The organism is Flammeovirga aprica JL-4, assembly GCF_012844305.1.
GTDB lineage: Bacteria > Bacteroidota > Bacteroidia > Cytophagales > Flammeovirgaceae > Flammeovirga > Flammeovirga aprica.
The window spans coordinates 20216-44724 of the sequence record NZ_JABANE010000035.1; the positions used below are offsets into that span (position 1 = coordinate 20216).

The 24509-nt window shown below is 34.8% G+C and carries 9 protein-coding genes; 6 read left to right on the forward strand and 3 right to left on the reverse strand.

Features of this window, described 5'->3' with window-relative positions:
• Positions 1-247: 247 nt before the first annotated feature.
• The 3 genes from HHU12_RS14130 to HHU12_RS14140 are packed head-to-tail and all read right to left on the reverse strand — an operon-like array spanning position 248 to position 3680.
• Positions 248-1396 carry an extracellular solute-binding protein gene (locus tag HHU12_RS14130; RefSeq protein WP_169657396.1) on the reverse strand — a complete coding sequence of 383 codons (1149 nt, stop codon included), beginning with the start codon at positions 1394-1396 and terminating at the stop codon, positions 248-250.
• 33 nt (positions 1397-1429) lie between these two features.
• Positions 1430-2890, reverse strand: coding sequence for an aldehyde dehydrogenase (gene aldA / locus HHU12_RS14135; protein WP_169657397.1), 1461 nt, complete (start codon positions 2888-2890; stop codon positions 1430-1432).
• 4 nt (positions 2891-2894) lie between these two features.
• Positions 2895-3680: an enoyl-CoA hydratase/isomerase family protein gene (locus tag HHU12_RS14140; protein WP_169657398.1), complete on the reverse strand. Its 786-nt coding sequence runs from the start codon at positions 3678-3680 to the stop codon at positions 2895-2897.
• A gap of 237 nt (positions 3681-3917) precedes the next feature.
• Here HHU12_RS14140 and HHU12_RS14145 point away from each other — a divergent pair, with 237 nt between their 5' ends.
• The 6 genes from HHU12_RS14145 to HHU12_RS14170 all read left to right on the forward strand — a co-directional run bounded on the left by HHU12_RS14145 (position 3918) and on the right by HHU12_RS14170 (position 24428).
• Positions 3918-5114, forward strand: coding sequence for a DUF6786 family protein (locus HHU12_RS14145; protein ID WP_169657399.1), 1197 nt, complete (start codon positions 3918-3920; stop codon positions 5112-5114).
• Between the two features lie 451 nt (positions 5115-5565).
• Complete coding sequence (locus tag HHU12_RS14150; protein WP_169657400.1) at positions 5566-6555, forward strand: DUF2157 domain-containing protein; 990 nt, start codon at positions 5566-5568, stop codon at positions 6553-6555.
• Complete coding sequence (locus HHU12_RS14155; protein WP_169657401.1) at positions 6548-7615, forward strand: DUF4401 domain-containing protein; 1068 nt, start codon at positions 6548-6550, stop codon at positions 7613-7615. Before HHU12_RS14150 ends, HHU12_RS14155 begins: the two co-directional genes overlap by 8 nt.
• Positions 7602-8102: a GDYXXLXY domain-containing protein gene (locus HHU12_RS14160; RefSeq protein ID WP_169657402.1), complete on the forward strand. Its 501-nt coding sequence runs from the start codon at positions 7602-7604 to the stop codon at positions 8100-8102. The genes HHU12_RS14155 and HHU12_RS14160 overlap by 14 nt, the downstream gene beginning before the upstream one ends.
• A 143-nt stretch (positions 8103-8245) precedes the next feature.
• A complete protein-coding gene (locus HHU12_RS14165; RefSeq protein ID WP_169657403.1) occupies positions 8246-10750 on the forward strand; it encodes a TonB-dependent receptor domain-containing protein in 2505 nt (834 codons plus the stop codon).
• Between the two features lie 421 nt (positions 10751-11171).
• Positions 11172-24428 (forward strand): T9SS type A sorting domain-containing protein, encoded by a 13257-nt coding sequence (locus HHU12_RS14170; RefSeq protein ID WP_169657404.1) that lies wholly within the window; start codon positions 11172-11174, stop codon positions 24426-24428.
• Positions 24429-24509 lie beyond the last annotated feature (81 nt).

Genomic DNA, 24509 nt, shown 5'->3' on the forward strand with positions numbered 1-24509 from the left:
CTCGCCTAAATGATTTTAAACTCGCTAAAGCTCAAACAAGAAAATCATTTTTAACGGCTCAATACATGAAATTCTTAACGCTTTTCCCTTCAAGGCCGATAAAAGTACTTCCATACGAATTTTGTAATAAGACCACTTTGCGAATGTTAAGAGAAACCGTCATTCGTGGTCTATTGATCATCAAACATCTCCTGATATCTAAAAACTATTAATATTTGAAATGTAGTTTACAGCGAATTAAGATTTATTATTCGTTGGTAACACAAAGTGACTCTTCGTAAATACTATTCAAGAGGTCAAGCAATTTTCTTTCATCACCTCCATGCATCATATATTCTCTGATTGGTGCACCAGCACGATCTTGGAAAAACATATGTCCGTGATATCTTGGTCTTAAAAAGGCTCTATCTAATGCAGGTAGAGTGTCTTTGAAAAACTGATCTGATACTGCGTTGGTATGCTCATCTAACCAAGCAGCTCTATGTCCAGGTTGACCGCCATTATCGAAGAAAATGCCTTTTTGATTGTCTGGGTGAGTGGCATATTCAGCAAACTTACTTGCCCATTCTACTTCTTTACATTTACAAGAAATTGCTAATCCGGTACCGCCTAAAGTTGAAATCAATTTTTGCTCATTGATGGCCACCATATCATGAAATTTTAATAGTTTTCTAGCATATCCTTTTCTAGAATAATTCGTGTAGCCATAAGCAAAAGGAGAATAGATGTACTCATCAGTCTGTGTCATTTTTTCATACACTGTAATGGGGTTCCAGTCATAGCTTTCTGGTCGAATATTTTCACCCAGATCTCTTAACATTCTCAATGCTTTCAAGCCGATCTCATCAGAGATTACTTTGTCTTTTGAAACACAGACATCTTCTCCTAAAGTTGAGCAGATCATGTAAAAGCTCATCAATGTATCTTGTGGAATACCCGGAATGGCAACTTTACCCGTTTTCGATAATTCGACTAAATCATCCCATGTTTCAGGTAATTTCAAACCTTCTTTCTCAAAAAGGTCAGGACGGCTAGCAGCAACAGGAGTAGCAGCATCAATGGCTAATGCCCATTGCTGTTGGTCAAAACTGTAACTTTCATGAGATCGGCCAACACTGTTTTCAGCTTGGTCATCTAAAAATGCTTTACTGAGTAATGTATTTAGGGGTTGAATTACTTGAGTTCTTGCTGCAAAACCAGCCCATGGATGATCAATAATTAAGAAATCAAATCTTTCTGCCAACTGATCGATAGGTTCATCAGCAAAGGCCTGCAATGATCTTTTCTCCCATTTTATATCTACTTCAGGATGAAGTTCTGAAAAGCGTTGTGCACAGGCCACAATGGATGTAAAACCTCTTGAGTGGTTCCAAGTAATGCCTTTTAATTGTTTCATGTAAATTTAGTTTGATAAGTACTTAGATTAGTTTTATTCATAATTCATATAGATGGCTCTCTTCTGAAGGTATTGTTCAATACCATAAATGCCATCTTCGCCACCAATACCACTTGTTTTATGTCCTGAGTGAAAGCCTTGTATATAACCAACAATTCCTTTGTTGATAAAAATAGTACCTACTTGAAGTTCATTGATAGACTTCATAATTGTTTTATGATTTTGAGTGAAAAGATAAGCGGATAAACCTTCCTCTCTTTCATTTAAAGTAACCTTTGCTTCTTCGTAACCTGAGACTTTCATGATAGGCAGTACCGGGCCAAACAATTCATTTTGAAGCGTAGCATGGTCTTTTTTGACGTTGGTTAAAATGGTAGGTTCATACCAGTTCCCGTTTTCAAAATAATCACCCTCTGGCTTTTTACCACCAAGGACTAATTCAGCACCTTGCTTCACGTTTTCCATCACTAATTCATGTACTCGACTTAACCCTTTGGTACTGACATTGGGTCCCATATTCACATTGGTCATTGGATTACCTACAGTAATTTGCTTCGTTCTTTCAATGACCTTTTCAGTAAATTCATCCGCAATTTTTTCATGAACAAAAAGCATTTCATTACAAATACAAACCTGTCCACAGTTAGCGTATCTGGATATTACAGCAGCTTCAACGGCTTTGTCGATTTCGGCATCATCCATCACAATAAACGGTGCTTTTCCACCTAATTCAAGAACTAATCCTGCTACATTTTGAGCGGCAGATTGGTAGATAGCTTGACCAGCTCTAGTACTTCCAGTCATAGAAACCAATTTTGTAATAGGGCTTTCCACTAATTGTTTTCCAACGGTATGTCCCCAGCCCATTACTAAATTAATGACTCCTTTAGGCAGTCCCACTTGATGAACTAATCGGCAAAATTCTGAGGCAGTAATCGGTGTAAGTTCTGAAGGCTTGATCACCATTGTATTCCCTGTGATCAATGCAGGACCAATTTTACGTCCAATCAATGCTAGTGGATAATTGAAGGCCATCAATCCAACGGTTACACCATAAGGTACTTTATGAATGCTTAATTGTTCATTGGGCATATCGGATGGAAATATACTTCCTTCTATACGACGTCCAGCTTCCGCGGAGTAGTTGATGTATCGAATGGTATCATCCACTTCACCATAAGCTTCAGCAAGTGTTTTTCCTTGTTCCATCACCAAAAGCTTTGCAAAGTGATCCCTTTCTTTGTGCAGTTGTTCAGTAATAGCATAGAGGTAGTTGGCTCTTTCAGTAGCGGGAAGCATTTGCCATTTGAATTGTGCTTTTTCGGCAGTTTCGAGGGCAGTATCAACATCAGCAGGCGTACTGCAGTACATTCTAGCAAAAACTTGATTATTGGCTGGGTTTTCTACATCAATATAATCTCCCTGTTCAGTGTTCACCCATTCGCCATTAATATAGCATGGATAAACTTTAATGTTTTGTGTTGTTGTATTCATTCTATTAATTAAATTTTGGCTCTCTTTTTTCTACAAAAGCAAGGTTGCCCTCTTTGGCGTCTTCCGTCTCATACAGTGAGTCTACTAATTGACTCTCTAATTTTAATCCCAAATCCAGTGAGAGTTCCAACCCTTTGTAAACACATTTTTTTGTAGCGGTAATGGCTTTAGAAGGACCTTGAGCAATTTTCTCAGCAAAAGCTTTTACTTCCGCTCTAAATGTTACTTTGGGATATAGAGCGTTCACCAAGCCAATTTCTTTTGCCACTTTCGGTTGAATAGGATCACCCGTTATCAGCATTTCTAATGCTTTCCCTCTACCAATTCGTCGAATCAGTCGTTGCGACCCACCATTTCCAGGAATCAAGCCTAACTTAATTTCAGGAAGACCCAATAAATAACTTCCTTCTTGGGCGATGATAAAATCACAGGCCATGGCTAATTCTAATCCTCCACCAAGAGCATGTCCATTGATACTTGCAATCACCACTTTTTTACTTGTAGATAATAGCCTCGCTGAAAGTTGAGCATGTTCCACCATGAGTTTATTTTGCTCCGTGGTATTCGATTGAAATATTTTTACATCAGCACCAGCGCAAAAGAACTTTTCCAGTTCACTTTCTACTACAATCACTTTAATTTCATCATTTACTTCTGCCGTTTTAATACAGAAAATGAGTTGCTGCATAAACACTAGGTCATAACAATTGGCCTTTGGTCTGTTGATTTTAATGTACCCTACACGGTTCACCACATGTAGAGTAATAAATTGATCTGTTGTTGCTTTCATTTAGATTTTCCATTTGCATTTCACATTTTCGAATATCTCGGGTTGCTTATTATTCCCCAAGCAAATGGGTGTTGAAAAACCAATTGTCTATAGCATGTCTATGGTAAAAATGCTTGTTTTAGGAAGCTGAACGACCTTTTTGATGATTTATGGATAAAGTGGTGTCCATGAGGAAAGTGTTTATAAATTGAATAAAAATAAGTAAATTAAAACATCTATAAACCAACTAAATTTTAAATGATGAACAACAACAGCAAACTTCTCTTTAGTGTATTTTTTCTCTTCCTATTTAGTAATTGTCAACTAGAAAAAAACTATACAAAGGGCTCTTTTGGTGCAGATATTCAGTTTCTTGAAAAGTATATTGACGATCTCACTATATTGGGAGAAGGAAATCATTTGGTGGCCGTTTCTCCAAAATTTCAAGGAAGAGTTTTTACCACTACTACCAAAGGTTATGAAGGAAGAAGTATCGGTTTTTTCAATAAAGAACTGATGGCTTCGGAAGGAGGATTGAGGAAGATGTCAAAACTAGGTGGAGAGTCTAGAATGTGGTTTGGCCCTGAGGTCAACGAATTTTCAGTTTTCTTTCCTCCTTATGTAGAAAGGTCAGGTGAAAATATGCAGGTAAGTGAAGCATTGGATACCTTATTTTTTCAAACTGCTAAAATTAATTCCATGATGAGCAGTTCTTCAAATCAAATGAAAATTGAAAATAACTATGGTACCGTCTTCAATCTCATGGCGGAAAGAAATATTTCTTATAATCAGAAAGATCAAATTGAGGATAAATTAAAAATTCAAATACCTCAAAGTGTGGATTATGTTAGTTTTTCTACTGTCACTACTATAAAAAGTTTAGATGAGAGAAAGTGGGAAAAAGGCACTGGTTTATTACCAATTTGGGAAATAGGATGCATGTTGCCTTCTGATAATCAGTGGGCTATTGTACCCACAAATACCGCCAAACTTGATACTGTGACCAATTATTTTACAGAACAGAAAGGACGAGTGACGATAAAAGATGGAATTGTATTTTATAAAGTAGATGCGAAATATCTTAATAAGATGGGACTTCCAAGGGAAAACATCAAACCAATTATGGGTAGTTACTCTCCTGAATATAATCTATTAAACATAGTGACTTATTCCTTTGAAAATGATAGCCTCTATGTGAGTTCAGATTGGGAATCTTCCAAAAACTATGAAGGAGATGTGATGAATATTTTTAATGGTGAAGTGACGCCTTCATTAGACCGTAATTGGCCATTTTTTGAGTTTGAATCTTTTTCTGCAGCTAAAGAATTACAGAAAAGTGAGGAATTAAAGCACAGGCAAACAGTTTATCACTTTGAAGGAAGTAAAGATGATTTGAGCTTGATCAGTGAAAAAGTACTAGGGGTTCACTTATCTCAGTTGCCATCTTATAATTAAGTTCAAAATAGAAAAGTTGAGGTAATATTGGTTGAATTCTAATAACTAAAAGGTAATCTCTAGTAAATAAACGATTCATAATGCACACCTACTTTTGCACTGTCCATTACTTGAGGCATCTACAAAGAATTGGATAATGAAGCAACTGTTCAATTGAGATCTAAACCTTTAGATTTTAAAAGTTCAGCTGCTTAAAAGATGAATAGCGTGTGTTATAATTACAATGAATTGGTTAGCAAAATATATTCGATTATAAAATACCTTTTTAGCAGAATCAACAGTTCTGACTTTTTTTAGTATAACGTATAAATTTTTAGATGTGCAATCAACTCCTCGGTTTTATTGAGGAGTTTTGTTTTTTCAGAAGGTTTTGTTGTTTAACTTGGAATATGGCTCTTGGGTAAATTTTCAAGATCAAAGCCAAAGCTAACATTGCAAAACCTCTTTTTGTATGACTAAATTAACTCGAAACGATATTCAAATTATCAATAAACATGCTGATTGGGAGGAGCGTGAAGTCGATGCCGTTCTCCAGAAAAATGTTTATGTGGATAAAGAGGAATGGAATTCTATTTTGAGAATCCTTTTTCTAGTCTTTGGATTGGGATTTGTCTCCATTGGTATAATGTTTTTCTTTGCTTATAACTGGGATGACCTTTCAAAGACAGGAAAGTTAATTACAGTAGAAGTTGTCGTAGCACTCTCAGTTGCTCTGTATTTATTCTTCCGAAAAAAAGCGATTTATGCTAATATTATGGCCACCAGTGTTTCATTTCTTATTGGGGTAATGTTTGCTGTTTTTGGTCAGATTTATCAAACGGGAGCAAATGCTTACGATTTTTTCTTCAACTGGGCTATGGCAATTACAATCATCGTATTGTTGTCTGATTTTGCTGTTCTTTGGTTTTTATATTTATTGCTCTTAGTCACCACATGGCACTTTTACTTTTCACAGGTTATAAGCGGATATCATGAGCTCTATGAGTTGTTTGGTATATTTTTATTCTACCTGTCTGTATTCGTAATTACTCATTTTCTTAAAAATGCGAATAGGAAAATACCCAATTGGTGGATGCATAGTACTGTATTAATTATCACCGCTGCCGGAACTTTGATAGTAGGGTATAATATAGTAGAATCAGGCCAACCTATTTTTGAAGAATCAGTTACGAATATAGTTATTTTCGTTGCCTATATTTTGGGTGTTTTATATGCTATAAAGCAGAAATATATTGTACCTTTTGCTCTGATTATCTTTAGTTGTATTTTACTATTTACGACCTTTATCATTAGTTGTATTTTACTATTTACGACCTTTATCATTAGAAGTACAGATGACTTTGCCGCTACTGCTCTTGTAGTAAGCCTATTTTTAATGTTAAGTGTTACTGGGTTAGTCTATCAAATTGTTTCACTTCAAAAAAAATGGGCAAATGAATAAGTTTTCAAGTATTAAAAATTCACTTGAGCAATTTGAAAAAGAGGAAGACACCACTTTGCCAGTGAATTATGAATCTTTAGAAGAGGAGGTTTCTCAATATCATACAGAGCTAAATTTGTTGATGAAGGTATTGATCTATTTTGGTGGTTTTTTGGCCTCTTTATTTTTTACGTTATTCATCGTATTTATTGGTGTATCAGGTGAAAATTATTATGTGGTTTCAATATTGGGATTGGTCTTTTGTGGAATAAGTATATTTATCAGTAGAAATTCTCATGAACTTTTTACAGAATCTTTAGCCACGTCCTCATTTTTGATTGGGCAAATTATTTTTACTACCGGTCTAATAATGGCAGATATGTCAGAGTATGGTATACTTACAGCTCTATTGTTATTGAATTGTGTGGCTATCATTTTTGTCAAGCGATATATGTTGGTTTTCCTATGTACACTAGGTATTGCAATGAATTTTTCGGCATGGATTACTGTATTAAAAATCGTAGATTTACATCATTTGTTACTCTTTTTTTTAGGAGGGATGGTCACTTATATCTTTACAAAAGAGGGGGCTATTTATCGTCTGTTTAAAGATCATACTTACTTGATTAATCCAATTACAGAAGGCCTGATTGTAGCTTTTTATCTTGAGTTGATGAGTTTAATTTTTTATAAACATGAATCAGGATTGCATTCTATCTGGGTTTCTACAATAACAATATGTGGGCTTATCATCTATTATCTTTTTCATTCAAATAAATCCTTGGAGCTGGGGTATTCACCAGTAAAACGAATCGCGTTAGTAGTATTGATAGGTTTACCCACTTTATTTGCACCCTATATTATTGGAAGTTTTTATATTTTGATCTTAGGGGTAATTAGTAATAGGAAATCTTTAAAGGGATTGGGTATTATTTCTTTTATAAGTTTTATCATGTATTTCTATTATGATTTGAATATCACATTGCTTGAAAAGTCAATTGCATTGATGATCTCAGGGATAGTTTTCCTAGGTATTTATTGGTTTTTCTTTTATCAAAAAAGCTCAAATGGAAAAATATAAAAAGTTAATTATAGTCGTAAATATAGCTCTTGTTCTGATAGCCTTTAATTATTCGATTTATAAAAATGAAAAGTTATTAAAAGAAGGCTCAACCGTTTTATTTGAATTGGTACCAAGAGACTCAAGATCATTGATGCAGGGTGATTATATGGTCTTGAATTATAAAAACTCAACGATTGGTGATACTGTTGATATTCCTAATAGAGGATACTTGGTCTTTGAGTTAGATGATAGAGGAATTGGTCATAAAATAAGATTTCAAGAAGCTGAAGAGCCATTACACCAAAATGAGTTTATTCTGAAGTATACTAAAAGAAACAATTGGGCTGTAAATTTTGGTGCTGAATCTTTTTTCTTTCAAGAAGGACATGCTGATTATTATGCTGACGCTAAATATGGAGCTTTGAAAATAGCAGAAGATGGGAAGTCGTTGCTTGTAGGTTTGTACAATGAAAAGTTAGAAAAGATTAATGTAGAAGAGGAATAAATACTTTTCGTTGAATAATAACAGACGTTTGTTGATAATATTTTAGACTTAAATGATTTTTTGCAATATTTGAGCATCTAATTTTTTACGGTCAATAGGGGGGATTAGATTTGCTTCTCTGACCAATACCATTATCATCAACAATGAAACTTAATTTTCTAATCTGTCTACTTATTCTTCCAACTTTATTGTGGGCTCAAGGTCCAAGCGGTGCAAAATCTGGAAATGGACAATTTAAGAAAGGGAACCGTCCTAAAATCGGAACTGTTTCCGGTAAAATCATAGATGCAGAAACAAGTGAAAATCTTGAATTTGTGACAATTGCATTATATTCTGTAAGAGATACCACGTTTCTGACAGGAGCTTCTACAGATGCACAAGGCAGATTTAAAATCACTGAAGTGCCAGCAGGGAAGATGTTTGCTAAAATTACTTTTATCGGTTATGAAGAGATGCAGACAGAACCCTTTGTGATTCAACCTGATCAAAAAGAAAAGTTTTTAGGTGCATTGGCGTTAAGTACAGGAGCTCAAAACCTTGATGAAGTTACTGTAACAGCAGAAAGAGATGTGATGGAATTAGGCATTGACCGAAAAACCTTTAATGTTAGTCAAGATTTAACGACGGTTGGTGGCTCAATGACGGATGCATTAAATAATATTCCTTCTATTGATATTGATGCTGAAGGAACGTTGAGTTTAAGAGGAAGCAGTAATGTGACAATTTTTATTGACGGTAAACCATCCAATCTCACAAGCTCATCTGATGCAGATATTTTAGATCAAATTCCAGCAAGTTCAATTGAAAGAGTGGAGGTGATTACCAATCCTTCGGCAAAGTATGATCCTGAGGGAACAAGTGGTATTATTAATATCATTTTGAAGAAAGACCGAAAGGGAGGTGTGAATGGTAATATATCAGTTAGTGCAGGTAACAATAATAAATACAATGTTTCAGCAGGCGTAAATGCTAGAGTAAATAAGCTTAATATTTACGCTAATTATTCAGGGAGATATCAAGAAAGATATGTCAATAAAGAACTCCGTCAGAATAATATTGATGCTGATGGCAATATGACGGATTACAATACTCAGACTTCAAGAAGAGACGACGAACGTTATTCTCATTTATTCAAAGGTGGCATTGATTATGACATCAATGACTATAATAATATCTATTTTTCTGCCACTTATAATACCGGTTATAGAAATAAGATGGAGAAGCTTCATTTAAATTATTTTGATGCCAATGATGATGTGATATCTCAAATTTATCGCCTGAACGATTCAAGAGGAACTTCAGAAAATCAGGAATACAACTTTGGGTACAGAAAGACTTTTGTAAATCCTAGTCAAAGTTTAGATATATCGGGTCAATACTCTGATGGTATCAGAAATAATAATGGTGATTATACTGAATTTGATAATTTCGGGAATGAGATAAATTCGGACCCAATTTTCGAACAGCAAAATGAAAGTCCTGAAAGAAATAGAATTTTCTTAGGGCAGATTGATTATGTTCAGCCTGTAGGTGAAAATGGTACCTTAGAAACTGGTTGGAAGTCAACGGGCAGAGAAATTGAGACAGACTTTTATTCTCAAAGCAGAGATGCAGGAATGTGGACACCTGACGATTCATTGAATAATAATTTTAATTACAGCGAGTATGTTCATGCCTTATATGTAATGTATCGTCATCAATTTGGAAAATGGGGCCTTCAAGGTGGTTTGAGAGCAGAACAAGCCTATACCACTTCGCATTTGGAAGCGAATGCAGTGACTGAGGAACAGACAGTAAACAATAATTACTTCGCTCTTTATCCCACGTTGCATTTGGCTTATAAGTTTGCTGATATGAGAGAAGTGTCTATTGGCTATAGCCGTAGAGTAAACAGACCAAGAGGCAGAAGTTTGAACCCTTTTCCAGATTATGCCAACCCTCAATCATTACGTCAAGGTAATCCTTATTTGAAACCAGAATTTATTGATGCGATAGAAGCAACTTATCAGCATGGCTGGGAGAATGTTACACTAACAGGTAGTTTATATTATCGTTATACGCATGACGCCATACAAAGAGTTCAGATGGCACAGCCTGATGGTGTGATGGTGATGACATGGGATAATGTAGATAATTCTCAAAGTTATGGTGCAGAAGCAATTGCCACTTACAATATGACAAAATGGTGGAAATTTACAGCAAGTGCCAACGTCTATAACATCTTAATTACAGGTAGTTCAGGAGATTTAAACCTGACCAATCAAGCATGGGCTATGAATGGAAAACTGATGTCTTCAACTTCTATAACAAAAACGTTATCTCTACAAGTGACCGGAAGATTCAGTTCACAAAGAGCAACTGCACAAGGTTATATTGCACCTATGGGAGGTGTGGATATGGCTGTTTCCCAAAAGTTATTCAAAGGAAAAGGCACATTACAGGCCAGAGTGACTGACGTTTTCAATACTTATAAGTTTAACGTTTACAGTGAAGGAACCGGCTTTAATTCAGATATGACCTACGATTGGGAATCAAGAGTGGGCTACCTTACTTTCACTTACAGGTTTGGTAAAACATCTAAAAAGCCTAAAAAAGGTAGTAAACAAAGAAGTGGAGGACAAGGAGACTCAATGGATATGATGGATTAGAGTAGTTTTTTAGATAGAATTTTTAAGTATTAATTAGGTTACTTAAAAATGTGAGCTGTTTATCAAAAAACTCAATTTTAAGCTTAATCTATTCTCTTCAAAAATAATTTTTTTGGGAAAATTATAGTCAAAAAAAGAAAATTATAAACAAGAAGCTACATTTGTGAGTTTTACTCCATGATGTAGCTTTTTTTGTGATTATATGTTAATTCAAATCACCGTATTAACACAAAATTATGTGAAAAAATAAAAATATTAATGGTCATTATTAAATAAATGTAAAAATTAAGTTATATATTGGATTTAGATAATGTGAATTTTATTAATAATTACCAACTACCCAAAATATAAACCTTAAATTACTGTGAAAATATTACACACTAGCCACTTTCAAAAACAACTATTTTTGTTGTTGTTTTTGATGGGGTTTTCTTTCTACGCAAATGCTCAGACGATCTACTATTCAAAGGCAGATGGTAACTTCAGTTCTCTTTCTACTTGGGCAGAAAATAGTGATGGAACAGGCTTAGAGCCTACTTCTATCAATGGAAATCATTTTGTGATACTGGATACTTATACAGTAACAGTTACGACAAGTGATATTGAAATTCATTCCTTGGAAATAGCAGGAACATTAGAGATGAGTGCCAGTTCGGTACTTAAAATCTCGAATGACTACTACTATTATCAAACTGGAGATGTAGTGTATGATCCAAGCTCAGAGATTATTTTTAATAATAGCTCAAGTATTTCTGTGCTAGAAGCCCGAAATACAAATGGATCAGAAAAACGTCTGGATTTCAGTAACCTAACTTTTGATAAAGGAGGAAATAAGGTGATTATCAATGATTCACCCTTAAACATTGATGGAAATTTTGATATCAATAATACGGAGTTCGAATCTAAAAGCTATATTTATTTATCAGGTAATATAGATATTGATGCTTCAAGTAAATACTCTACCGAAGCTGGAAATGACTTGATTTTGGATGGCAGTGGTGATCAGAGTATATCTGTTCCTGCTGTAACTAATTTGTCTGCATCTGGCAGTACCGTTGCTCAATTCAGTGATGTTCGTTTTACAGTTGGAGGAAATTATACTATATCAAAAGGCTTTTATTCAACAGGTACTTTAGATGTTTATAAAGAACAAGGAGCTAAACTTGAATTTGAGAATGGCGATTACAGCTTGCGCTCTATCAGAGTAAGAAGTGATGTAACGGACTTGGGTCAGGCTATAAAGTTTAACGGTGGTAATGTTTATCTTAATAACTCTTCATCAATAGAACATTATGACTCAAACGACCCGTCAGCAGTGGGTACAATTGATATTGGTACTGTAAATATTTTTGCTGAGAACGCAGGTTTAAGTTTTGGAGATTCTAATTCTGATGGAGATAACGTTACATTTACAGGTAACCTAACAATGAGTAATGGCTACTCATTAACACTAAGAACTAACACTGTTTTAAATTCTAATGGAGGAACACTTACCATCAATGATGATTCAAGGGTTTATGTAAGAGGTACAGTTACACCTTCGTTTGGAACCTATACTATATCAGATGCGTCTACTTTTTATTATGAATCTACAAGCGATGTAACATTATTACCTATTCAGTACGGTAATCTTCGTTTATACAATGCCTCTAATAAAACTGCGGCGGATGACATAACTGTTAAAGGAGATCTTGGTGTATATGACGAGGCTAATTTGGTAGTTAGTGCCGATAAAACGGTGACAATTCATGAAAATATTGAAAACCGAAGTGAAGATGATGCCGGTGAATCAGGTACAATTGATGCATCAGCAGCAACAATCACAATGGTCATGAATGATGTAAATAGAAGTATTTCTTTAGCCAAAGATTTAGCAGGTGGAGGAGATAATATTTATGTTATTTCAAAGTTCAACATTGAAGTGGGTACAGCACTTACTTCAACTAGGTCATTAACAATCTCTAATAAATTAGATATAGATGAGCTGACAATTACAAATACATCTGGATCTTTATCGACACTTTTAATTGTGGATGTTAGAGATGGTTCCACTGAAATATTAGATATATCTACTTCATTAACTCAAGGTGATTTTACCCATCTTAGAACTAGAAGTGCTACAGCTCCTTTCTTAACTACACCAACCACCGTGGATATAGATCAGAGTAATGCATTTATGGAATTCATAGGGACAGACCAAACGATTCCAGCCATTACTTATGGTAACTTAGAACTTAATGGTAATGGTAATAAAACCTTAGCAGGTAATGTGATTATCAATGGAAGAATTGAAAGAACTGGCGGTACTAATTTTTTATTAGCAGGAACAAATACAATGACTATATATGGTGATTGGATTTATAACAACAGTGCTGTTGATCAACATGATGGAATTGATGAATCGACAGTAATTTTTGCAGGTACAAATGATCAAGTGATTAACGATGCTGCTTTCGGTAATTTGACTTTCAATACCACCGGTAATGTAACATTGGCAAGACCAATTACTGTGTACGGTGATATGACATTAAGCGGAGGAACTGATGAAGCGAATTTGCTAAACCTGACTGCCAATGAAAATATTGATTTGTTTGGGAATTGGTCAGAAAATGCAACATCAAAATTTTCTCAGACAAAAGGTAGAGTAAGATTTTCATCAACTTCTACAACTGTAAATCAAACAGTCACTCAAAACACAGGCAGTGAGTTTAATGATATAACCTTAAATAATGATCCTTCTATAACTACTGTATTTAATACGCATGTTACCATTGCAGGTGATTTAAGAATGGAATCAGAGCGAGGTGATTTGGAAGTAAATGAAGATCTAATATTAAAGGGCCACTTTTATAATTTAGGTACTGGTAATGATTTTACTCAAGCCGAGAACAAAACATTGACCTTTGCCGGTTCTTCATTACAATACTTAAGAGTAGATGATCCCCTTAAGTCAACCTTTGGAGAATTAGTGGCATTTACTGGAGAGGGGATGAAGCAATTCCAAGGAGTTTCAGATTTTACTTTTAATAAAGGTATATCAATTACAGGTACTACGGTAGATGGCAGTAATAAAATAATACATATCAAAGGCGATTGGCTGAATAATGATGGTCTTTTTGAAAGTACTGGTACAGTAAATTTTAATGGTGAAAAAGCACAAACTGTTCAGTCTACTTCCTTCTATAGATTTTCTATTCAAAATAATTTAACTCAGGTAAATCTAACCGGAAATATATCAATTTATCAGCTGTTGCAAGATGCTGGTACTAGACTAAATACCAATGGAAATACAATTATATGTGCAAGTACTTGGACAGGCAATGGTACTTTTGTTCATGGTGATGGAACTGTAACATTCACTGGTCAATCTTCTACGATTACTGAATCTGATCCTTTTTATAATTTAAGCAGTACACTGATTGAAGATGAAACATTGACATTTAATAATGATTTGGTTGTTGAAAATGATTTTACTGTAAGCCTGGATTCAAGAGTAAATATTGGTAATCACGATCTCACAATAGGAGGAGATCTTCTTTCTGATGGTGATATTTATAATGTAACAACTCTAACATTTAATGGTGATAATGCTACAAGGACGTATCAGATCAAAAATGGATTAGACCGTGGTGATGAAGGTACTACAGCAGATAACAATAATACTGATATTGTTATTGCACCGACTGTAAATGCTACTTATAATTTAATGTCAAACATCAGAATGACAGGTTCTACGGGTGATTTGACAGTGAATAGCGGTAAGTTAGATTTAAATGGATTTTCTTTAGAACAAACCAATAACAATAAACAGGTTATCGTAAAGGGTAATGCAGAATTGATTGTAAGTGCAGGTTCTACTTTACAACTGACAGGATCTGATTCACAAGCTGCATTACTTGGTGAAGCTTTAAGTACAATATCTTTTGCAGGTGATGATAACAATTATGCTTTGATTGAAGGGTATGCTGATAATTCATATATGGTGTTGATCAATGGTTTATTATCCGCAAAAAACTATAAAATCACGGACTTAAGAAGCTATGGTCTTCAGTTTGGTTCAAGTAGTTCATTAGCCGCTACACCAAATAATTTGACGAACGGTATATTTGTAAATGGTCTCAATAATGCAACGGCATCCATTACAATTGCTTCAGGAGCAACATTAGGAACAACAACAATTGAGAATGTAACTTTTGGCCAAGGTCCTGCAAATGCTGTTGTGAATAATAGTTCTGATATTGGCACCATCACATTCTTTAATGCCAAAGGCTCAAATAAACTAATAGAAGATGATACTCCTAATCTGATTGAATGGGATTTTGATGCATTTTTCACTTGGGAGGGTGGTACATCAACAGATTGGCACCTCGCTGCTAATTGGAAGGAAACTTCAGTGCCAACCAAAACAAATAATGTTTTAATTCCATCAAGTTTAACAAATTATCCTGTAGTGGATGGAGCTACTGCAGTTGCAAAGAGAATTGAAATTCTAGATGGAGGTTCATTGACTGTTGAGGACCGTTTGGAAGCTTATGATGGTATTTTTATTAATACAGGTGGATCGGTGATTGGTGGAACAGTTAATACTGATTCAATTGTAGTATTTGGTGACTGGATTAATGAAGGAACATTTACTGCAAATTCATCCCCTTTAAGATTCACTCAGGAAGACGGTGTGTCAGCACAATTAATTTCATTTATTCCAGGTACGGATGATTATGAAAGTATATTAATTGACGGAAAAGAGCATACTATTCTTCAATCGGACAATACTCTGAATGTAAAAGATATCGAGATTAAATCTGGTATTTATGATGTATCTGATACTGATATAAAATTATCTGGTACTTGGAATAAAACAGGAGGTACATTTGAATACAGAACCTCTAAATTATATAGTGAAGGAGCTACAATTCAAGGTGGAGACTTTTATGACCTTATTGTGGAGGCAAATCAGTCAGTCACTATTGGAGGTAATATAACTGTTCATAATGATATTGATATAGAAGATGCAACTTCTTCATTTAATGCAGATGGAAAGCTAATTTATATTAAAGGTGATTTTAATAATCAAGCGCTTCCTGCGAATTTTTCATATGATGGAGGTACTATAATTTTTAATGGAGCACGTCAAGATATTAGTGGTGAGATCACATTTGGAAATGTAATCTTACAAGGAACAAGCAGAAAAGATTTTCAAAGTGATGCATCAGTAACAGTCGAAGGCGATATTACAATTTTAGATGGTATTAGTGTTACTTTGATCGATGGCAGTACATTAAGTGGAACAGGTGTTTTCACTATGACAGGTGGAGCAATTAATATAAGAGGTCTTGAAAATTATCCTAAAGACTTCGCTCAATATCAGATCACTGGAGGTACTTTTGATTATGATGGTGTAGTGCAAAATATTGGTAACTTCCAATATTACAATTTGCATGTCGACAATGGCCCTAAAACGCTTCAAGGAGAAACAAATGTGTCTAATCAGATCAGAATTTTTGCAAATGATGATGATACACAGGAAACTAAACTTGATGTAAATGGTCAGATTTTGAATTTAGGAGGATCATTTTCTATTGATGATACTAGATCTAGCATGACAAATGCTTTGATTGATTGGAATTCAGGTACATTGAGGCATTATGGTGGAAATTGGACAATGCCAAATGAATTGACAGCTTATCATCATCTTATTCTTGATGGGACAGGCACTAAATCAACAACCGTTAGTATTACAATCGGAGGTGACCTTGAAATAAAGGATGGTGTCACTTTCAATCAAGGTAACTCAGACAATTTTTATTCTGTGACTGGTACAGCTGGTGGTGAAATTAAGTTAGGAGAAAATTCACGTTACAATTGTTACTTATCAAGTAGCCAATATCTTTTCGCAAGGGATTTTGGTACTTACAATTTATCAAAGACATCTAATACATATATATATTCTACTATATCAAATGCTTCATTATTATCTGATGGAAGTATTTCTTACGGTAACTTATCATTAAGAGCTGATGGAATAGTACTCTTATTATCTGATTTACATGTTAAAGGTAATTTTGATGAAAGACTTACAGGTTTTATAGCAGACTTAAATGATGCCGCTAATGATATATATATAGGAGGTAATACCTATTTTACAAATTATACTCCTACATCGACAGTTCACCTGAATGGCAATGATGCAGAGGTTACACAGTCAATTGATGCTAATAGTACTTCAATTATATTCAATAATATCGAGTTCTCAGGTGCTTCTCCTAAAAACTTAACTAGTGATGATTACATCATCAACGGTGATGTTACACTTCGTTCGGATGCTAATGTATATTTAACGAGAGAATTACGTTTTAAAGGGGCTCAATGGACTGCTGAAAATGGAGCAACTTTTAATTCAACTAATTATCTATACGTAGATGCTACATCAGATGATCAAAATCTTAACTTTGGAGATAATCATACAATCAGAAGATTAGTATTGTCAGAATCAGCCACCAAAACAATCGCCTGCAATTTAAATATTGATAATGAATTAAGTACAACAGGAGGACAGGTCGATTTCGGGTCAAACTCCCATAATATTGCAGCTTCAATAATTTCATTAAATGCTTCTGATATCACTACAGATGCCAATTTCAATTTTGATGGTTCAACACAGCAGATACCTAATAATTTCTCTGTGAAAAACCTAACTTTATCAAATGGAGGAAATAAAATAATAAGTGGAAATTTAACTGCTTATGACATTACTGCCACTGATAATGCGGGATTAATTCCGCAAGGTAATCCATCAACAATTACAGTGAAAGGAAATTGGAATTTTGAGTTTGGTAGATACAGCACAAAGCAGGCAAAAGTTGTATTTGATGGAGCAGGTTCAGATACTGAGTATACTATTTTCCAAAATGGAAGTACAAGAATGTTTGAAGTGCAGTTTACAGGAAATAATAATAACACCTATAAATTGACAGATGACTTGTATACTTATACCTCTGTTAATATCGATGAAAACACCACAGTGGATGTCAATGGTCACTTATTATATATTGGTGCGAGAACTGATTTTGAAGAATACCCTTCATTAACTACAGATGTTGAAGATCTTACTATAAATGGAGAACTATTAATATCAAAAGGCGGAAGAGTGCAATTAAATGCTAGAGATGGTGATGGAACACTTGCTGAAAGACCAACTGTAACAGTAAGTAACACAGGTCATTTAAGTGTGGTGGGAGAAGAAGGTCTTTTATCAAAATTAAGTGCTGTTGATAGAGGTTCGGATAACCATAGGTTGGTTGTAACAGTCGATGGAAAAATTTCAGCTAGATTTTATGAATTCAGAGATTTGGATCATGGCGGAATAGAAGTGAAGGCAACTGCAGAAGTAGATGATACAAATAACTTCTCTGAAGGTGTTTTTGCTGGAATGTCTAGAAATAATGATTTAGGTACGGTGGATATGATCGACCGAGTGTATCTCTATATTGAAGCAGATGTTACCAATGACATTGAAAATGTAACCTTTGATTATAGTGGAAATCCAGCTAGTGCCACGAGATTATATAACGTTAGACGTCAAACAGCAAGTACAGCTATTACTTTTGGTGGTAGTACGGGTGTAGCAGGTTCAATTCAAGGTGAGACTTATGAATTAGATGGTGGAAATCTAATCAATTGGCCAGCAGTAAATGATCGAAACTGGTTAGGTACTAAAAGTACAGATTGGTTTGATGGAGATAACTGGGATGGAGGTATTGCACCTTTATCAACTACAGATAATGTAATTATTGCCTCAAAAACATCTGCCACAACATTTTATCCTGTTATTTCAGGTTCAGTAAAAGCTGTTTGTGGAAACCTGACAATACAAGGTGGACGATTGACGCTTGACTCTGATCTAGGTGGTACTGACATTACTTTGGAAGTGGGTGGAGACTTGCAACTGGAAAGTGGTCTGATTTCGTTCAATGATAACGAATTAATTACGGTAGGTGAAAATCATTCTGTAGCAAATGATGGATCTTTTAATGCAGGAAATGGTACGTTGAGAATCACAAAATCTTCAGGTACTGTGGTGATTGATCAGAACAACTCATCTTTTAATAATCTTGAGATTTCAAATGGAGCAACAGTATCACTTCAAAGTACATTAAAAGTGGAGGGTGATTTCGTGATTACCAATACAGGAGGTATAACTTTGCCTTCGAATCATAATGTAACTTTTAATGGTGATGTTTTATTAGACAAAACAGCTTCATTTGATACTCAATCGGATGGATGGATTTATTTACAAGGAACATCTACCCAAAACTTAAAAAATGCTAGTTTCAAAAGAGCACGTTTTCAGGGAACAGAATATATTGTTGAAGACTCATTGATTATTACTTCACGAGCTTACTTAGATAAAGGTACTTTGAAGCAGAAAAATGAGATGAGTTCGTATGTGTTTTACAATAGAGTTGATATTGAAAACGATGCCTTTTTCTTTGAATTGTATGACGGTGGAGGTACTCACTATTTAAGAGATGCAAATTGGTATGCTTACGGTACAACTTCAAATCTTACAAATCCTTCAAATAACGGATCTTCGAATTTTATATTCCAGGAGATTGAAGGAAATATCAATATTCAAGGAGATAAGGCCTTCTTTGATAGTGTAACACTGATCACTAATGCGATGACCTTATACGCTGATCTGGATTTATTTACCTTAGATGCTTCAAATGCTAATGTGATTACTAGAGACAAACAAATCACAGGTGATTATAAAGGTGAATTTATATTAGGAGCAGGTCATACACTTGATTTGGAAGGAGCGGATAATTTCCCTAAAGGTTTTGGTAATTATACTTTTGATGCGGATAGTAGAACGATTTATGACGGTGGTATGAATCAGTCCATTCATACTAAAGAAGAAGTAAAAGACGATGCTGATGTTTTACAATATAAATTGCCCATCTTTTATGGTCACCTGTTTCTAGAAAGAGAAGGTTCGGTTAAAACAATTTCTACTGAGGGTGAATTGATCGTTAAAGGAAACCTGAGAATTAATCAGGCAACTTTTGACACCAATAATGAGAATGTAAAAATCAGCCAGAATTTTCAGCATAATTATCAGAACTCAACTTTGATATACGGAACGAGTAAGTTCACATTTGATGGTGATGCAGATCAAACTATCACATTGTCAAAGACAAGAGAAAATAAATTTTATGATATTAATGTCAATAAGCCTTCTAGCACAACGCTGACAATTAGTGGTTCTGATGTTACAATTGAGGGGGATTTAGTAGTGCAAAAAGGTAATTTTTCATTAGGAAGTAATACTGCTACTTTAAATAAAAATCTTCTTGTAAACGAAGGTTCATTAGCCGAGACAGGTTCTTATTATATGAAAGCTTCAGGAACAGGAGCAATCATTAAAACGAACAATTCAAAATTTAGAGGTTTAAGAATCAATGGTAAGAATACCACAATATACTCTCTAGAAGATAATATTACCATTTCAGATGGCTACGACCTCGAGCTAGAACAAGGTACATTGAACACGGCGAATGCAACAATCAATATCGGTAACAACGGTCAATTTAATGTAGGCTCTAAAGGAAAGTATACTTTTGGAGATTCAGGTAAACTGATCATGGGTAATAATTCTACATTGAATGTGATTGGTTCGATTGATGTAGTAGGAACCACTTCAACTCCTGCAATTATTGAAAGCTCTCAGACAGGTTATAACTATAGTTTTAATGTAGAAGGGACAATAAGTGCTCGTTACTACAACATAAGCGGGATGTCTACAAATGGTATTTTCATTAAAAATACAGCAACTGTAGATGCAACAAATAACTTCTCAGACGGTACATTGACGAATTACAGAGAAGGTGGGGTAGCCCTTAAAATTGAAAATAATCAAGAGTTTGATGCAGAGTTTGATGGAGGAGGAAATTACACAGGAGGAGCAATTGAGAATGTCAATTTTATTCAAAGTTCATTGAGAGGTACAGCCAATGTTGCAAAAGAAAGTTCAACTACAGGAAGAGTAGATTTTTACAATGCAAATGGTCAGTTATCAGGAAGTAACTTTGAAAGAGATCCTAATAATTTGATCAATTGGTATGGTCCTGATGTTTATACTTGGACAGGTGCAGAAAACAATGATTGGTTTAATGCGGTCAATTGGTCTTCAACAAACGGAGGAATTCCTACTTCCAATGATGATGTGGTAATTGAACCCACAACAAATCAGCCTGTAATTGATGACACTAATATTGCTTACGCTAATAATTTTACATTAAAAACGGCTTCCCTATTGGTGCTGACTTCTACTGATTCGGATAACGATTTAGAAATTCATGGAAACGTAGAATTGGATGGTCAGTTGAGAATGGAATCAGAGAATAACGGTATTTCCTTTAAAGGAAACTGGATTGTTAATCCAACAGGTACTTTCAAACATGGAGGAGGACAACTAACCGCAAATGGATCGGGTGCACAGCAGATTGATAATGCAGGTCTTGATTTTGGAAACCTGACAATTGGAGGTTCATCTGTAAGCACGTTGAATTTGAATGGAGAAGAAGATGTAATGGGTAATTTTACCATTGAGTCTGGAGCTTCATTAGATTTAAATGCATCATTGAAGACTTTAAGTATTGGTGGTAATGTTTCAGTTCAAGGAAGTATTGTAACAAACTCAAATACCTTAAAACTTGTAGGTGATGATGATACTGACGATGCAGCTGATGTTTTCACTATAAATATACCTTCTGCTACAAATGTATTGGAGCTGTTAACGATCGATACAAAAGATCCATTAGACGAGTATCAGTTGAGTTCTAACATTTACGTATCAACATCACTTGATTTACTTGAAGGAAAACTTACAGGTAATGGAAATACGATTTATTTCCAAGGTGATCCAACTAATAAAATAGAGGTAAGTGCAGGTACTTTTGACCTTTCTGGATCTACATTAGTCATGAATGACGGTACTCTTTTTGAATTGAATGGAGGTTCTCTTTTAATGACAAACAGAGCCAAAGTGACAAGTGCTAATACTTCATCTTCCTATTCTTTCTCTCTGCTTGGAGGTAATTTTACAGGAGACACATTTACATTTGAATATATGGATGAGGAAGGAATTGTATTCAATGGCGTTACTTTGAATACAGTTTCAAAACCGATAGATGAAAATAAAAACCCAAGTGATGCAGATACAGATTTTGATGTTCTGTTGCCTTTCGGTATTTTCCAAAATGGTCAAGCGAATGGACGATTAATTAACTTTATAGCTTTTAATTATACAGGAACAGCTCCATCTGCTGGTGCCGCATTATTAGAGAACAAGTTCTATAGTTTATTCTTAAATGGACCTTCAGGAACAAATGTTAGAAACAGTTCAAGCAATACCGTTTATTTCTCAGATACAAAAGGGGGTATTCCTGGAGATGCTTTTGAAGATGAAGTAGTTTCAAATTCTATAGTATGGGAATCAACTAAAGATGTTTACACTTGGGTAGGTGATGAAAGTGACAGCTGGACTGACCCTAAAAACTGGGATTTAAATGGTCTCGGTGAACCTGCTGTTTATCCTGGTGAAATCGATGACCATGGAACACTTGCTACGGTAATTATTCCAATCCCATCTGCTGGAAATAGTGCTCCTATATTATTGAATACAAAAGAGGTGACAATCTTCTCATTAAGAGTTGACCCTAAGGCTGGTATGGTGATTAAGTCAGATACGGATCCAAGTGGTTTAGATAGAAGTCTTGACAGTAATTATGAAATGATTATTAAAAATGATTTTTCTATTCTTGCAAGCCCAGTAGGAAAAGGTTTTGTTGATTTTGTAAAATCTTTAGTAAGAGTAGAAGGTCGAATTAGAAATGATGGTCTTTTCTTCCCAGAATCATCCATCATGGTTTTAAAACCATCTTCAGGTGATGATATTGATTTGGCTGCAGGTGAAAATTATAATGATTTATATATCGACGGATCAAATAACCCTACAATTAATCTTACTGGAAATGTGAATGTACTAGGTTTATTCAGCATGGATAATGGTACATTGAATGTCGGTGGGAATACTTTTACAGTAAAAGGTGATTTTGATTTAGCCGCTGGAGTAGTGCTTAATTATGAGGATGATTTTACTCTAGTTTTGGATAGTGCTGACCAAACTCTGAAACTTAATAACCATAACCTAAGGAGCTTGACTTTAAAAGGAACAGGTACAAAAACAATTTCAGGAAATCTTATTGTAGAAGGAGACTTTACAATTGAAGGTAATGGAACAACGATTGATTTTGGATCAAGTAATTTAGACTTGAAAGGAAATTGGGTAAATCAGTTTGGAAATGGAAATGTATCAACGACTGGTACTGTGACATTCAGTGGCACTTCAATTCAAACTTTATCTGGTTTTACAGGAGAAGAAACATTTGCAAACCTGATTATAAATAACACAGTTGGTGTTGATTCAGAATTGGATATTACCATAACAACCGGTCTGACATTGACGAATGGTATTTTAAAAGCACCTCATGTTATTTTAGAAGCAGGCGTTGGTGGATCAACAGGTATAAGTTCATCTGCGACATCGTATGTTTATGGTAAAATGACTGCGAAAAGTATAGCTCCTGCTTTCTTGTCAACTGAATGGTATCAATTCCCAGTTGGATCGCAATCAACATGGGCAAGAGCTGCTATTAATACAGTATTAGTAGGAGCAACTCATGATTACACGGTTGAATACACTACTGAAGATAGAGGTGAAAACTTACTTATTGCTGATGGTGGTGATGGTACAGCTATGGAAGTATCCCAATTTATCTGGAACATAACAAATGGTTCTAGTGATGCGGATGGTATTAGTATTAGATTGTATTTAGAAGATCTGTCTCCTTTCACTTTAGCAGCTGAAAGTCTTAGAAAATTGATTCACTATTATGATAAAGGTGATGGTATTCAATGGTATGAGGAAGAAACAGATAATGTTTTTGTTACAGATGGAGGAAGCAATTATGTAGAAGCTAAGAATATTCAAAAGTTCTCTGACTTCGGAGCTTCATTAGAAGAGTATGTGGACCCTGCAGATGAGCTCCCAGTTGAACTTACATATTTTGATGGATCAATTGATACTGAAGGAAATGTACTTTTAGAGTGGGAAACAGCTTCTGAAGAAAATGCCTCTCATTTTGATATCGAAAGATCTTTCAATGGTAAAGCTTATGAAAAAGTGGGTAGTATTGAGGCTGGTGGAAACTCTAATGTTTCTATTCAATATTCATTTGAAGATAAAATTGATAATAAATTAGCTTTCTACCGATTAAAACAAGTTGATTTTGACGGTCAATACGAATACTTCGGTCCGGTGACATTGGTAAATGATAATGGTGAAGTAAATACAGAGATAGAGTTATTTGCTTTCCCTAACCCATTGGAAGGAGATGATGCGGTGGTAACCATAAGTGGTTTAGTCGCAAATGAATCTTTTGAAGGTCAAATTACCACACTGACAGGACAGTCTGTTTATACTGTAGAAAGTGAAGCCGATGCGAACGGTATTAGCAATTTGGATTTATCTATTTCAACTTGGAAAACAGGAGTTTACATCTTGAAAATCAAATCTAGATCAGGTAAAACCGTCCATCTCAAATTAATGAAATAAGAAAAGGTTTATATATATGGTGCCCAGAGCGACTAATTTTTAGTCTGCTTTGGGTTTATTTTTTTATCTTTACTAAACTTC